Source organism: Microcystis sp. M109S1, from assembly GCF_020247025.1.
In the GTDB taxonomy this organism is placed as follows: Bacteria; Cyanobacteriota; Cyanobacteriia; order Cyanobacteriales; family Microcystaceae; genus Microcystis.
On sequence record NZ_JADBRW010000025.1, the window covers coordinates 1 to 13,450 of the forward strand.

General features: G+C 43.0%; 12 protein-coding genes. 8 read left to right on the forward strand and 4 right to left on the reverse strand.

The features are described 5' to 3' along the window. Positions 1-473: 473 nt before the first annotated feature. Positions 474-2,120 carry a beta-carotene ketolase CrtO gene (gene crtO, locus IM322_RS01040; protein ID WP_287672798.1) on the reverse strand — a complete coding sequence of 549 codons (1,647 nt, stop codon included), beginning with the start codon at positions 2,118-2,120 and terminating at the stop codon, positions 474-476. A 145-nt stretch (positions 2,121-2,265) separates the two neighbouring features. Between crtO and IM322_RS01045 the strand changes: the two genes are divergently transcribed. After that, the gene (locus IM322_RS01045) at positions 2,266-2,589 is read left to right on the forward strand and encodes an STAS domain-containing protein (RefSeq protein WP_287672799.1); all 324 of its coding nucleotides are present in this window, start codon (positions 2,266-2,268) and stop codon (positions 2,587-2,589) included. On the opposite strand, the gene IM322_RS01050 is transcribed toward IM322_RS01045, so the two are convergent. Further along, on the reverse strand, positions 2,590-3,726 hold the full coding sequence (locus tag IM322_RS01050; protein ID WP_287672800.1) for a PP2C family protein-serine/threonine phosphatase: 1,137 nt from the start codon (positions 3,724-3,726) through the stop codon (positions 2,590-2,592). It abuts the gene before it with no gap. Between the two features lie 172 nt (positions 3,727-3,898). Between IM322_RS01050 and IM322_RS01055 the strand changes: the two genes are divergently transcribed. The 3 genes from IM322_RS01055 (at position 3,899) to IM322_RS01065 (ending at position 6,069) form a co-directional block, all read left to right on the forward strand. After that, positions 3,899-4,342: an ATP-binding protein gene (locus IM322_RS01055; RefSeq protein WP_287672801.1), complete on the forward strand. Its 444-nt coding sequence runs from the start codon at positions 3,899-3,901 to the stop codon at positions 4,340-4,342. Further along, complete coding sequence (locus IM322_RS01060; protein WP_287672802.1) at positions 4,311-5,135, forward strand: sulfurtransferase; 825 nt, start codon at positions 4,311-4,313, stop codon at positions 5,133-5,135. The genes IM322_RS01055 and IM322_RS01060 overlap by 32 nt, the downstream gene beginning before the upstream one ends. A 382-nt stretch (positions 5,136-5,517) precedes the next feature. Beyond that, the gene (locus tag IM322_RS01065) at positions 5,518-6,069 is read left to right on the forward strand and encodes a LabA-like NYN domain-containing protein (RefSeq protein ID WP_002764933.1); all 552 of its coding nucleotides are present in this window, start codon (positions 5,518-5,520) and stop codon (positions 6,067-6,069) included. A 66-nt stretch (positions 6,070-6,135) separates the two neighbouring features. Here IM322_RS01065 and IM322_RS01070 read toward each other — a convergent pair whose 3' ends face one another. Continuing rightward, a complete protein-coding gene (locus IM322_RS01070; protein WP_287672803.1) occupies positions 6,136-7,311 on the reverse strand; it encodes an esterase-like activity of phytase family protein in 1,176 nt (391 codons plus the stop codon). Positions 7,312-7,348: 37 nt separating this feature from the next. Here IM322_RS01070 and IM322_RS01075 point away from each other — a divergent pair, with 37 nt between their 5' ends. Together IM322_RS01075 and IM322_RS01080 are read left to right on the forward strand one after the other, a co-directional pair. After that, the gene (locus IM322_RS01075; RefSeq protein WP_287672805.1) at positions 7,349-8,539 is read left to right on the forward strand and encodes a tetratricopeptide repeat protein; all 1,191 of its coding nucleotides are present in this window, start codon (positions 7,349-7,351) and stop codon (positions 8,537-8,539) included. A gap of 107 nt (positions 8,540-8,646) precedes the next feature. After that, positions 8,647-9,699 carry an LOG family protein gene (locus IM322_RS01080; protein WP_287672807.1) on the forward strand — a complete coding sequence of 351 codons (1,053 nt, stop codon included), beginning with the start codon at positions 8,647-8,649 and terminating at the stop codon, positions 9,697-9,699. Positions 9,700-9,702: 3 nt separating this feature from the next. Here IM322_RS01080 and IM322_RS01085 read toward each other — a convergent pair whose 3' ends face one another. Continuing rightward, positions 9,703-10,092 carry a hypothetical protein gene (locus IM322_RS01085; RefSeq protein ID WP_002796539.1) on the reverse strand — a complete coding sequence of 130 codons (390 nt, stop codon included), beginning with the start codon at positions 10,090-10,092 and terminating at the stop codon, positions 9,703-9,705. A gap of 161 nt (positions 10,093-10,253) precedes the next feature. Here IM322_RS01085 and queA point away from each other — a divergent pair, with 161 nt between their 5' ends. Next, a complete protein-coding gene (gene queA / locus IM322_RS01090) occupies positions 10,254-11,351 on the forward strand; it encodes a tRNA preQ1(34) S-adenosylmethionine ribosyltransferase-isomerase QueA (protein WP_287672811.1) in 1,098 nt (365 codons plus the stop codon). 162 nt (positions 11,352-11,513) lie between these two features. After that, on the forward strand, positions 11,514-13,223 hold the full coding sequence (locus tag IM322_RS01095) for a serine protease (protein WP_287672810.1): 1,710 nt from the start codon (positions 11,514-11,516) through the stop codon (positions 13,221-13,223). Positions 13,224-13,450: the final 227 nt, after the last annotated feature.

Sequence of the window (13,450 nt, forward strand, 5' to 3'; positions counted from 1 at the left end):
GGAAGGCAATTGATAGCCTGTTAAATTCCCTTGTTTCCACCACCTCCAAGCCGTTCGATAACTTATTCCTGTTTTTTTTGCCTAGTCTGATAGTTTCGTGTTCACATATTACCATGGCTGGCTATATATGACTATATTTGTATTGAAACTTTACAATACTAAATCCAGTTATTAAAAACTGATTATTGATTCTCCCCTGTGCCTCTTGCCTGTTGCCTGTCCTAATATGTAGGGTCTGCTGAATAAATCTAAAAACCTTGTTGGGTAAGACTTTTAGACCTTTTGTCAATCAAAAAGTACTGGATATGGGAGTGATCGGGGGGAAATTTAGGCACTTTTTCCCTGAAAATTAGGTAGTTGACCACCTGAAAATGGGTAAAACCCTACACCCCACACCCCACACCCCACACCCTGCCCCCAAGAAAAACTTTTTGCCGCAGACCCTATGTAGCCTATACTCAACGGATTTAGTATTAGTTGAATAATCGTTGCAGAAAAGTGCTTCGATCCCGCAGGAAAACCTGAGCGCAATTACGCCCCGGCATTCCCGAAATTGAGCCGCCGGGGTGAGTTCCTGCCCCAGTTAAATAAAGGTTTTTAATTGGGGTTTTGTAGTTAGCTATTTCCGGCAAAGGACGCAGGAAAATCATCTGATCTAAGGTCATATCAAGATGATAGTAATTACCTTTATAGGAACCCAAACGATTAGCTAATTCGGCCGGACTTTCCACCCGACGGGCAATAATGGCGGATTTGAGATTTGGGGCATAATCGGCCAGTTTATCAAGAACTCGATCGGCCACGCGATTTTTTAATTCTTCCGTCCATCCCGTGCCGTTTAATCCTGTTCCCTCGGCCCCGGCAATCTGATAGGGGGCAAAAAATTCGATCCAGAGGGTATGCTTGCCTTGGGGAGCCATGGAGGGATCGAGAATAGTGGGTACATCTAGGTACATCGAGGGATTTTCGTCGGGAATCTGCCCCAAAATCGTTAAAGCGTGGGCCTGTTCAACGTGACGCACGGAATCGGCGATGAGAATCGTTCCCTGTAAATACTCCTCTTTGTGATCGTAAGCCTCGAACCTTGGTGCTTCGGCGAGGGCGCAATCAATTTTAAGAATTGTTTCATTGTTATTGACAATTCGCCGTTCTACCCTTTCTCGCAATTCTGGATCGGCGGCATCCACATCGGCGGGGGCGACTAACTGTAAAAAGACTCGTCTAGCGTCAATATTAGAGATAACACCCGCTTTTGCCAGATATTCTTGTCCAGAGTCCACTCTAACCCCGATCGCTTGTCCTTCCTCCATCAGAATCTGTTTAACCTTCTGCTCGGTTAAAATCACCCCACCGAGACTGACAACACATTTCACCAGAGCCTCGGTTAGTGCGCCCGTACCACCACGAGGGCGAGCCACCCCGGGAGAATGACGCATCGCCATCATCATCATCCCGGAGGTAATGCCTTTTTGGGAGGGAGGAGCGCCAATTTCTGCCGCTAGACGAGCCAGGGGTGCTTTCACAAATTCGCTCTCAAACCACTCATTGAGGACATCTTCGGGGGAAGTAATCATCGTGCGGATGAAGTCGAGCAGTTTCTTTTTCGAGCCGATCGCTTTCCAGACACTAGCTAAGGCACTAGAGTTATAATTGCGGGCGATTCTGAGCAAATCTTGGGGCGGAGCGTTAAACCAAGGCGCGATCGCATTCATCAACTGTCCCCAATAGTCGATAAACTGAAGGTAGCGATCGGCATCTCGCCGACAAAACTGGGCAATTGCGGCGTGAGTTTTTTCCAGAGAGCGATAGGAAAGAAAATATTGGCCGGAGGGATGGGGACAGAAAACGGTAGGATCGAAGAATAAATACTCTAATCCGTGGCGTTTTAGCTCTAATTCCTCAATTACCGGCCCTAAAAAGATAAATTCGTGATCGATCGCACAGAGATTAAACTTAAAATCGGGGGCTAGATCTGGGATAACCGCTTCTGTGGTAGCGGCTCCTCCCGGTACGCTACGCTGTTCGAGAAGGAGGACGCGATAACCAGCTTTGAGGAGATAGGCGGCACAAACTAAACCATTATGCCCCGCACCGATGAGGATGACATCGTAACTTTCCATACAGTTTCAAAAATTCCTATTTTTAATTTTGCGCTTTTCTTGGCCCTAATATGTTAAAAATAGTTAAAGATTAGCTGCTGTCAGCAGATTTCAGCGATCAGTTATGAGTGAGCAGGTAGAAAACATTTAATTTTTCCTTTTTTTTATGAGTTCTTCAATCAAAGTTATTCAACCATCGGGTATTTTAGATGGCAACCAAGCCAGCGAATTTCGCCAAGAAATTGCCGAAGCCGTGCAGGGAGGTTCAGAGGTTATTATCGTTGATTTCAAGAATGTCACCTTTATGGATAGTTCTGGTTTAGGTGCGCTAGTTTTATCCTTAAAAACCGTGCGTTCTGCGGGGGGTAAACTATTGATATGCTCGATTAATGATCAGATAAAAATGTTGTTTGAATTGACCGATATGGATCGAGTTTTTGAAATTTTTAATAACCGAGAAGAATTAGAACAAAAAATCCTCGGAAGTTAATTAAAGAAAATCCACCTGCATGATCGAAAGATCATCCTTAAAATTACCATCAAATTGTAAAGCTTGAATTTCTCCAATAAAATTATCGAGATTTTTGGCGGAATTACAGTGATAATTTTGCAAAGATTGAAGAAAGTTCTCTAGTCCCCACATCCTACCATCAGAACAATCGATCTCGTAAATTCCATCGCTAAAAAGATAAAGGCTACTGGAGAAATTCAGGGATTGAACCTGATTGATATATTCTGCTTCTGGAAACATTCCGATGGGAAAACCGGGGGCTTTCAGTCTGGTTTCAATCATCTGGCCAAAAGGTTTTTGAGTCAGGAGAACTGCCGGGGGATGACCGGCACTGGCATAGGTTAACTGTTGTTGTTTGCGATCATAAATTCCGTACCAGATAGTAAAATATTTATCATTCTTAGGGCTGATTTGATAAACTTGATTTAACCCATGTAAAACCTGATTAGGTTGATAGTAATTCACCTGAGTTAAACCACGGGAACGGAGTAAATTAATCACCGAAAGGGAAGGTAAAGCCGCTCGCAAACCATGGCCAGCCACATCTAAAAGATATAACATCAAATGGTCATTATCTAACCAATAATAATCAAATCCATCCCCCCCCAATCGACGAGAAGGAAGGAAGCGAAAATCGATAGCAAGTTTTGGAGAAATGAAAGGTTCTGGCAATAGCGATCGCACATATTCCGCCGCTTCCGCTAACTCCATTTCTAGTAATTGTTTTTGCGCTTGCAGATCATGACTTAATTGATGCAAACGAATTCCCGCCCGCACGCGCGCTCTTAACTCATTAATCTCGATCGGTTTACATAAAAAATCATCGGCCCCCGCATCCAATCCCTTCACCCGATCCTCCACCGATCCCAAAGAAGTTAAGAGGATAAAAAAAGTGGTTGACAGTTGGGGATTGAGCTTAATTTGCCGGCAAACTTCCAACCCATCGATCCCCGGCATCATCCAATCACAAATAATCATCGCTGGTTTTAGTTGCCCCGCTTGCTTTAATCCTTCTTCCCCATCACTGGCAATAAAAACCTCGTATTCCTTCTGCAAAGCGCGGCTCAAAAACGTTTGAATTACTCCATCATCATCAATTACTAGAATTCGTACCATCTTTTTTGTGACTCGACTATCTCAATCTTACTGCCTACCCCCGACTCCCTGACAGATGACTTTGCTTGTCCCTCAACAAGGGATTAAATCCAGAATCGAGCTAACACATCAGTCATAGTTTGGGAAAAATGGTATAACTTCTAGCGTAAGGCATTGGAGAGGTAAGCCGGGGGTGAAGATTTCTTTTCAGGTAGATAGCGATCTCAAGTCCTTAGATAGCGTTTTAAAATATTTTGAGCAATTTAAACTGGCGGGCATTCCCCAAAAAGACTGGCTCCACTGTCAGCTTGCTCTTGCCGAAGGTTTTACCAATGCAGTCCGTCACGCTCACCGACACCTACCTCCCGAAATCCCGATCGAGATCGAGATCGAGATTACCCGATCCCAGATGGAAATTCGCATCTGGGATCGGGGTTCCGCCTTCGATTTAGAGGACTTTATCGAGAAAAACGCCTATCATGACTATAGTTTCTCTGGTCATGGGCAAGGACTGCCGATCCTCCAAAAAATCGCCGATCAACTCAGTTATACTCGCAGCGAAGATCAGCGCAACTGTCTGTTAATTATTAAACAATTTTCCCGCCATGAATCCGATCGCGCCCCTCGTTTCTCCTAGTTGGTTAGTGACTAATCTCGATCGCCCCGATCTGATGGTTATTGACTGTCGTTTTCAATTAAACGATCCCGATCTCGGTTATCAAGAGTATTTAGCCAATCATATTGAAAATTCCTTCTATTTACACCTCGATCGCGATTTATCGGCTCCCGTTGCCCGTCATGGCGGCCGTCATCCTTTACCGAATCCGCAGACGATAGCCGCTAAATTAAGCTCTTTAGGGGTGATTTCCGGCCAAACTCATGTCATCGCCTACGATGCCTCCCGTTTTGCCTTTGCCAGTCGTCTCTGGTGGTTATTACGTTATCTCGGCCATGAACGAGTCAGCATTCTCGATGGTGGTTGGCAAAATTGGTTAAATGCCGGTTATCCCGTCTCCAATCAGATACCTGTGCCGAAAACCGGCGCTTTTTTCCCCCAAGTTCAACAGGATTGGGTAGTCACGATCGAGGAGGTAAAAAAGCAAAAAGAGCAAGCGGGAGTGGTGTTAATTGATGCCAGGGAAAGCGATCGCTATCGGGGTGAAAGGGAACCGATCGATCCGATCGCCGGCCACATCGAGGGGGCGCTTAATTATCCCTGGTTAGAAGTCACCGATAGTCAGGGTTTTTCTCAACCCCCGGCCCGGCAAAAACAACGTTGGCAAGAGCGGCAAAGCGATCGAGAAATTATCCTCTACTGTGGTTCGGGAGTGACAGCCTGTGTCAATATCCTTTCCCTTACCCTAGCCGGATACGACAATGTTAAGCTATATTCTGGAGGTTGGAGTGATTGGTGTTCCTACCTGATCTAACCAGCCTTGTTGATACCCATCTATCAAGAAAGATTATCAAAATGACCTAATTACTGTACAATCTCTCTATTATCACTTTTAATTATTCCGAAACTATTATCTAGTTTGTCTCCTAAGTGGGTGGGTGGAATTAAATATAAGATGAACGTAGGTTGGGTTGAAGCATGAAACCCAACGCCCGCATGGGTTACGAAGTGCGCTAACCCATCCTACAAATAATTGTGCCTCCCTACTTAGACAAAAAAGCTAATTTTTATTTTAGTTGCTATCTTTTTGCTCTCAAATCACCGCTATTCCTCAAAGAATAGTCGTTTTCCCCCGTAAAATTACTCAAAGGTAATTTTATAGTTAAACTCTATAAAAAATTAGGTATGTATTTTGTATGACAGAAGCCGGTCTTTGTCATTGTAATGGTGGCGGCCGTCCGAAAGATCGCCTTTCGATTTTTGTGGATGGCAATAATATGTTTTATGCTCAACAAAAAAATGGTTGGTTTTTTGACCCGCGTAAGGTGTTAAATTACTTCACCAACGACCCGAATATTATGTTAATTAATGCCTTTTGGTACACGGGGTTAAAAGATTCCCAAGATCAAAGAGGTTTTCGCGATGCTTTAATTAGTTTGGGTTATACGGTGAGAACAAAAATTTTGAAAGAATATTATGATGATAGTTCCGGTCGTTTTTCCCAGAAAGCTAATTTAGATATCGAAATTGTCGTCGATATGTTTAATACCGTCGATCAATACGATCGAGTGATTTTATTTAGCGGTGATGGCGATTTTGAACGAGCGATCGAACTATTGCGCTCTAAAAATACTCATATTACCGTAGTTTCTACGGAAGGGATGATCGCTAGGGAATTGCGAAATGCCACCGATCGCTATATTGACCTGAATGATATTCGCAAAGATATCGAAAAAAGTGATTATTAATCGGCCTACCCTCACCCCAATCCTTCTCCCAGAAGGGGATAGGTGAGGCAATTAACCATCTCTTGTTTATTTTTCCTTGAGTCGAAATAGTAAAAACTGATTGACCTGATTCGGATTAAAATTATCATCACTGACTAAAATCAAAGAGCGACTGCCATCAGCTAATCTTGGACCGAGGGTCATTGCTTCCAAATTATCTAAATCAATCCCCAAAGTCCCTAAATCTAGTAATAATTTTTTCCGCAAGGGTTGCACCTGTAAAGCTTCTAATTCTCCCGGTATCCGAGCAATTTTCGAGGTATCAGTGGCACTCCCATTAACTACCTGAAATAGTTTCGCTCCAAAACCTTCTAAACCAAAAGTTCGCTCTAAACTGAGAAAATAACCCTCTTTTTCTAAAGCTAATAATTCCGTTAAACCGTAGTATCTCGCACCACTGGGTGGCTCATCTAACACATACAATTGTTCTGATACTAACACAGGCGCACCAATCGGATCAATAACATAATGAAGAAGTCGCACTCTAAGATTTTCTGCTCTTTTTCCCGTGGGACTATCTTGAATTAACGCGCTTTCTGTGGCAGTAAACAAACGAAAAGGATCGTCTTTGAGAGTGCTGGTAATCCCTAAAGTTAAGGATTCAAACCCTAAATTATCCTGTATTCCTTTTTGATTGCTATCATCTGGTAAAAAGCGATTAGGAATTAACAAAGACTCCTTTAATTGTCCCTGCAAATCAAATTCAGCAATAAAAGGAGCAATTCCCTGTTTAACCGCACCTTCACTGGAAATAAACAAAGTTTGTCGGGGCGAAAAAGCGATACCTTCCGGGTCGATCGATCCCTTTTTAAACGTTTCTCCCTTGCCATCTTTTAGGAACGTGACTGCCTCTAAATTCACTTTTTCGATTTTTTCACCATTTATCTGCAAACTAGCCGTATAAAAGCGGGCCGGAGCTTTCTGAGAACGATCATCACTGAGGAGATAAAAGCGGTTATTGGCACGATCATAGGTAATTGCCGATAATCCCCCCACCCTTGTGTCTTGATAATCCGCTTGTGGTAATTGATATTCTCCCAAAAACTCGACCGAGAGCGGTAGAAACATTCGTTGTTCTGCTAAAACTTGCGGGGAGACACCACAGGCAGCCAGACTAAAGGTTACAATCAAACTAGCAATTAAACCCAAAATTGGGAAACGCAAATTTTCGGCAGTCAGTCTCTTATAGAATCGATCGATCACAAAATATCATCCTCTACTACGCTCCTATCAATCTATTATGCTACGTTTTTCTCTCAGTTTATGGCTCTGTTTGATCGGTACTTCCCTTCCTCTCCTAGCACAAACAGAAACCCCTGCACCCAATCCCCTCGAAACTCCCCTAAAAAGTCCTTTATTACCCGGAATCGATCGCCCTTTAACTCCCTTGGAGCGTCGTCAACTGCTATTATACATCGATCGACGCGATGCTGAAGCTCAAGCTAAATACGATGCGGGATTAAATGAGGAAGCTTTTCCCATCTGGTATGAAGTTATTAAATTAAATCGTTATTTAGGAGCAAAAGAAGAAGTAAAATCTTTGGGAAAAGTGGGGTTAGCAGCTTGGAATCGAGATCGAACCGAGGATGTTAAATTAATTACTAATCGTTTAAAAGCTGTGCAACAAACTGCGGAAACTAACCAGACAATAGATGGGGAATTATTAGCATTACTAGGTACATCCTATGAACAGGTACGAGCTTTTAATGAGGCGATAATTATCTATGATAAAATCATAGCTAATGCCAGAAAATCTGGGGATAATGTGGCAGTAGAAGCAACTTTAAATAAACTTGGTCAAATTCATTTATCCCGTTTTGATTATCAAAAAGCCGCCCCAGTCTATGAGGAATTATTAACTATTTCTAAGACGCAGAATAATTCTTTGACTCAAGGAATTTATTTGCAAAGACTAGCAGAAATTTATCGAGAATCTCTGCAACCAGCTAACGCCGTAAAAATTAAAGAAGAAATAGCTGAAACCCAGATCAGAAATCAGCAAATACAGTTAATTCCCGCTCTAAAAATTCAAATTGGGTTAGATTACCAAGCTTTAAAAGATGCAAATAAAGCCAGCCAAAACTTTCAAGAAGCCTATTCTCTCGCTTTTGCTTTACAACAGTACGGCATCGCAGGAGAAGCTTTAAATAAGTTGGCCGAACTCTATAAAAGTTATCAACAGGTAGATTATGCTTTACAAATATATCAAGAATTAATTAAAGTCCATGAATTGGGTTATAATTACTACGGTTTAATGAATACCTACGATCAAATCGGTCAAATTTATCTAGAGAGAAAAAATTATCCCCAAGCTTTACTCGCTTTCCAAAAAGGTGCGGAATTAGCCCAAGCTATCCGTTATCGTGAACAATATTTTCAAACCCAAATCACCCAAGTTAATCAAGCAATAAATAATCCTGAACAGTTTTGAAGCCATAAGCCCTCAGGCTAGATAGTAGTGATATTCACCAGAAAAATCGCTGATTAACGGCAAAACAAAAAGCTGATAACTGATAACGGATAACTGATAACTGATAAATGGACAACTCCTATTCTGAATTAAGCGAAGACTTGCTGAAATTGGTGCAACATTTACCCCACTTGAAAGATGGTAAATGGATTCAAAGATCTCTGGAAGCAATAGTCAGAATTGCCGAGGAGGAAATCGATCGCCTGGATTGGAAAATTTTAACCTACGCGATCGAAGATCTAGAAAAGGGATTTCAGGTATTTTACCCCTACCGTCATATTCGTAAACTGACCATTTTTGGCTCGGCACGCATCAAACCCGACAGCAGTGAATACCGTCTCGCAGTGGACTTCGCGCGCTGTATCAGTCAATACGGTTTTATGGTGTTAACCGGTGCCGGGGGTGGTATCATGCAAGCGGGGAATGAAGGCGCTGGACGGGAAAATTCCTTCGGATTAAATATTCAGCTACCCTTTGAACAGGGGGCTAATCCCTATATCATAAATGATGCCAAATTAATCGATTTTAAATATTTCTTTACCAGAAAACTATTTTTTCTGCGGGAAAGTGACGCAGTAGCTTTATTCCCCGGTGGTTTCGGTACGCAAGATGAGGCCTTTGAAACGCTTACTCTCTGTCAAACGGGTAAATACGGACCTGCACCCCTAGTATTAATTGATGAGCCTGATGGGGATTACTGGCAAACTTGGCAAGAACAAATTAGTGAAAATCTGCAAAAAAGAGGACTGATATCCGCCGAAGATCGGAATTTTTATACAATTACCAACGATCTAGACTACGCTTGTCAAAGGATTCGCCACTTCTATCGGGTGTATCACTCCAGCCGTTTTGTGGGAGAATCCTTTGTTATTCGTCTTAATCACGAACTAAGCGGGGAACAGATCGAACAAATTAACCAAAACTTCGGCGATATCCTAGTTAAAGGGAAAATCGCACCTAGTCAAATTCTAGAACGAGAGAATCGGGATTCCACCCACCATTTACCTCGTCTAGTTTTTTACTTCAACGGCAAGAGTTACGGACGCTTGTATCAGTTAATTGATCACATCAACGATTTAAGTCCTGTAGTTGCCCTCGAAGAGCATCCCGAGAGAAAATAAACCCTAGGCTAGAGTTTCAGGACAGTATCCTAAACCCTTAGTAAATTGTTGCCGAAAAGCCTCTATATCTTGCTGATCCGGGGTACCATGGGACACGATCGCCACTTGATAACGACGCATGACATCAATAGGAGATTGTCCCGTTTCCAAACTCCAAAAAACCATCTGGAGACGCATTTCCGGTTGATAGGTAATCCCTAACTCATTCATGTAGGCGCGAAAATCACCGTGTTGGCAAGGAGTCAGCATTTGATTAAACTTTACCTTGACCACCCAACCGTTAATCTGATGGATAACCGTCATGACGGAGGAAGGCAGATGAGTCATCGATCGCAGGTATTCGGTGACTCGTAGCGTTAAACTAGCATTAGCAAGAAAATAGAGATAGTCCATAGTGGCCGCCGGGCTATTGGCTAATAGTCACGATTAGTGTTATATCTCTAAGTCTGACGATAAACCGTTCTCGGTACCAAGGGGAGAAATCCCCGATTTAGTGAAGTTCGCCTGGGTAGGATTACCCAACTTTTGCGAAGATTTTTATGATGATAATGACGATGATCCCTGACCAATTACTCTCCAGCTACGATTATCACCTTCCTCCGGAGTTAATTGCCCAAAATCCCGCCGAAACCCGGGATAGTTCCCGTCTTTTGGTGGTAGATTCTCCCAATAGTCATAATTTAGCTATTTTTCGGGATTTACCCACTTGGTTAGAGTCGGGGGATTTGCTGGTTTTCAACGATACCCGCGTGATTCCGGCCCGTTTATTTGGACGTAAAACCACAGGCGCACCCATAGAAATATTACTATTAGAAGAACAAGATGACCATCGTTGGTTATCTCTGGTGAAACCGGGAAAACGCTTTAAAGTCGGTTCAGAAGTCCTTTTTTATCCGAAAACAGGGCCGACGGAAGACCAAGAAAAATTATGGTTAGCGAAAGTAATCGATCGAGATCTGAACACCGGTGGTCGTCTGCTGGAATTTCAACGTCATCCCCAGCGCAGTTTTTGGGATATGTTGGAGGAGTACGGTCATATTCCTTTCCCCCCCTACGTCACCGAATCAGAGGCGGAAGAAGACCGTTATCAAACAGTTTACGCCGATAAACAGGGTTCTGTGGCCGCTCCCACGGCAGGATTACATTTTACTCCCGAATTATTCCATAAGCTCGCTCAGAAGGGTATAGATACCGCCTATGTCACCCTTCATGTGGGAGTGGGAACCTTTCGTCCCGTGGAAGTGGAAAATATTACAGAACACCTAATGCACCAAGAATTTTTGCAGATTTCCGCCGAAACTGCCGAAAAAATCGCCCAAACAAAGGCTAGAGGTGGCCGGGTTATCGCCGTGGGAACCACGGTAGCTCGCGCCTTGGAAGCGGCAATTAAAGAAAGTAAGAGCGAGAAATTAACCGCTTTTCAGGGAAAAACGAATTTATTTGTCTATCCGGGTTATCAATGGCGGGTTATCGACGGCATGATCACTAATTTTCACCTACCCAAGTCCAGTTTGATGATGTTAGTCAGTGCCTTAATCGGACGGGAAAGACTACTGGCATTGTATCAAGAAGCTATCCAAGAGCGTTTCCGTTTCTATTCCTTCGGTGATGCTATGTTAATCCTACCCAGCGCTCGCAGCAGTAATCGGTAAGTAGTTGGACAAAATTACCTTCATACCCCAGAAAGAAGGAGCAGCAAAACTGCGGAAAGGGCAACAGGAAAAGCAAAAATATGTGTAAGCGGCCCGCGCATCTAAATTGGTCTAGGTCGATTATCGAACCACCTCTGGCCTGTTGTCTATCCTAAGCAAGAAATGAAAAGAAAAGATCTTAAAATCGGTCGCCGCTATTCTGGCAAATCCTGGCAAATATTTGTAATTATTGCCTTCATGGCCGCCGCTCCCTTTGCTATTTTTTATCTTATTGCCTTGGCTTATCTCTGGCAAGGCGATCAACTTTTGGCCGCGGGGGAGAAGGAATCGGCTCTGTCTGCTTACCGAACAGTTTTATCTTTTGACGAAAATTCGGGCCAAGCCCATATAAAAATCGCTCAGGTCTTGCAAAGTCAAAAACGTTATTCTGAAGCCTTAAAAGCCTATAATCATGCCTTTATCGTTAATGATAAACCACCGATGGAACCCTCCCAAAGTAATTATTTAGTGGCTTTGGGAGATATCTTCGCGCAAGAGGAAAAATGGTCAGAGGCGATCGAGGCTTACCAAAAAGCAATTATCATTAAACCAACTTTTAAAGCGCAATTTCAGCTAGGAAAAGCCCTCTATAGTTTACAACGTTGGGATGAGGCGGCGAAAGCTCTGCAAGCAGCGGTTTTTCTCGATCCTAGTCAGGGAAAAGCCTATTTTTATCTGGGAAAGGCCTATAGTGAACAGCAACTCTGGCAAGAGGCCAGTTATGCCTATCAGCAAGCTCTAGAATTGATACCTAGTCAGGGTGAAACCTACAAAAAATTAGGAGAAACCCTAGCAAAACAGGGAAAATGGGAGCAAGCAGAGCAAATATATCGACAGGCTTTAATTTACGCCCCTAAAGATGGGGATATTTATAATTATTTAGGGAAAGCTTTAGCGGAACAGGGAAAACTAGGGGAAGCGATGGCAGTTTTTCAACAGGCGCGCCAAATTAGCCCCAAAAATGCCGAGATTTACGAAAATCTCTGTTATACCTATATCAATAGCGGTCAGATCGATGAGGGTCTAAATTGGTGTCGGCAGGCCGTAGAAATTGATCCCAATTTATCAGAAGTTAGATTTATTTTACAGGAAATCCAACGGGGGCGATTAATTCATGATCATCCCGAATTATTAAAAATGCCAGAGATAATTCCCAGTGTTAAGAGTGATCCTCTGGTGAATTTAAAACGCTCAATTGTTAAAATTGTCATTCGTGGCAAAAATAACAATGGTATCGGCACTGGTTGGTTATTAAAACGAGATCAAGACACAGCTTGGATCGTGACTAACCGCCATGTGGTTACGAATTACCGTCAAGAAATCGATGCAGGGGCGCGCATTTTTGTCGAGTATTATAGCCAACCACCCAAGGGAAAAATTCCCAAGCGTTCAAAAGCTAAAATTCTCCACACTACCCCCCCTAACGACTGGCTCGATTTAGCAGTATTAGAGGTAAAAAATCCCCCCCCAGATTTAAAACCTTTAGCTTTAGCACCCCTACCAATTGCCGCTAATCAATCAGTAATCTCGATCGGTAATCCTTTTAATCAAAAAGATTGGACTGTCAGCAAAGGCACTGTTAATGATAATGACGAAAAATCCTTAAGTTTATCCATGTTTGTCGTTTCTGGACAGTCGGGAAGTCCAGTTTTAAACGATAAAAATCAAGTGGTGGGAGTGATTTCCCAAGCGAGTTTATTTTGTGCCAATCCCTCTACTCCTAAACCCCTAGAAAATGCCGTTAAATTGGGCTGCGGTTTCGCAATTCCCATTGACAGGGTGCGAGAAAGGTTAAGGGAGTGGGGAACTTTTTCAGTTATCAGTAATCAGTAGTCAGTTATCAGTGGATAGTGGATAGTAGTTAGGGTTTGCTGAATAAATCTAAAAACCTTATCCAACAAGGTTTTTAGACTTTTTTGACCTCAAAAAGTGCCGACCCTTGGAGTGATTGGGGGGAAAATTCAGGGACTTTTTCCCTGAAAATTAGGTAATTGACCACCTGAAAATGGGTAAAACCCCACACCCCACACCCCAACCCCCAACCCCCAACCCCCAACCCC

Excerpts from the sequence above, each read along its gene's own strand:
- IM322_RS01045 (WP_287672799.1), top strand. The coding sequence starts at position 2,266 with ATGAGTTCTTCAATCAAAGTTATTCAACCATCGGGTATTTTAGATGGC.
- IM322_RS01050 (WP_287672800.1), bottom strand. The coding sequence starts at position 3,726 with ATGGTACGAATTCTAGTAATTGATGATGATGGAGTAATTCAAACGTTT.
- IM322_RS01060 (WP_287672802.1), top strand. The coding sequence starts at position 4,311 with ATGAATCCGATCGCGCCCCTCGTTTCTCCTAGTTGGTTAGTGACTAAT.
- queA (WP_287672811.1), top strand. The coding sequence starts at position 10,254 with ATGATCCCTGACCAATTACTCTCCAGCTACGATTATCACCTTCCTCCG.
- crtO (WP_287672798.1), bottom strand. The coding sequence starts at position 2,120 with ATGGAAAGTTACGATGTCATCCTCATCGGTGCGGGGCATAATGGTTTA.
- IM322_RS01085 (WP_002796539.1), bottom strand. The coding sequence starts at position 10,092 with ATGGACTATCTCTATTTTCTTGCTAATGCTAGTTTAACGCTACGAGTC.
- IM322_RS01095 (WP_287672810.1), top strand. The coding sequence starts at position 11,514 with ATGAAAAGAAAAGATCTTAAAATCGGTCGCCGCTATTCTGGCAAATCC.
- IM322_RS01075 (WP_287672805.1), top strand. The coding sequence starts at position 7,349 with ATGCTACGTTTTTCTCTCAGTTTATGGCTCTGTTTGATCGGTACTTCC.
- IM322_RS01080 (WP_287672807.1), top strand. The coding sequence starts at position 8,647 with ATGGACAACTCCTATTCTGAATTAAGCGAAGACTTGCTGAAATTGGTG.
- IM322_RS01065 (WP_002764933.1), top strand. The coding sequence starts at position 5,518 with ATGACAGAAGCCGGTCTTTGTCATTGTAATGGTGGCGGCCGTCCGAAA.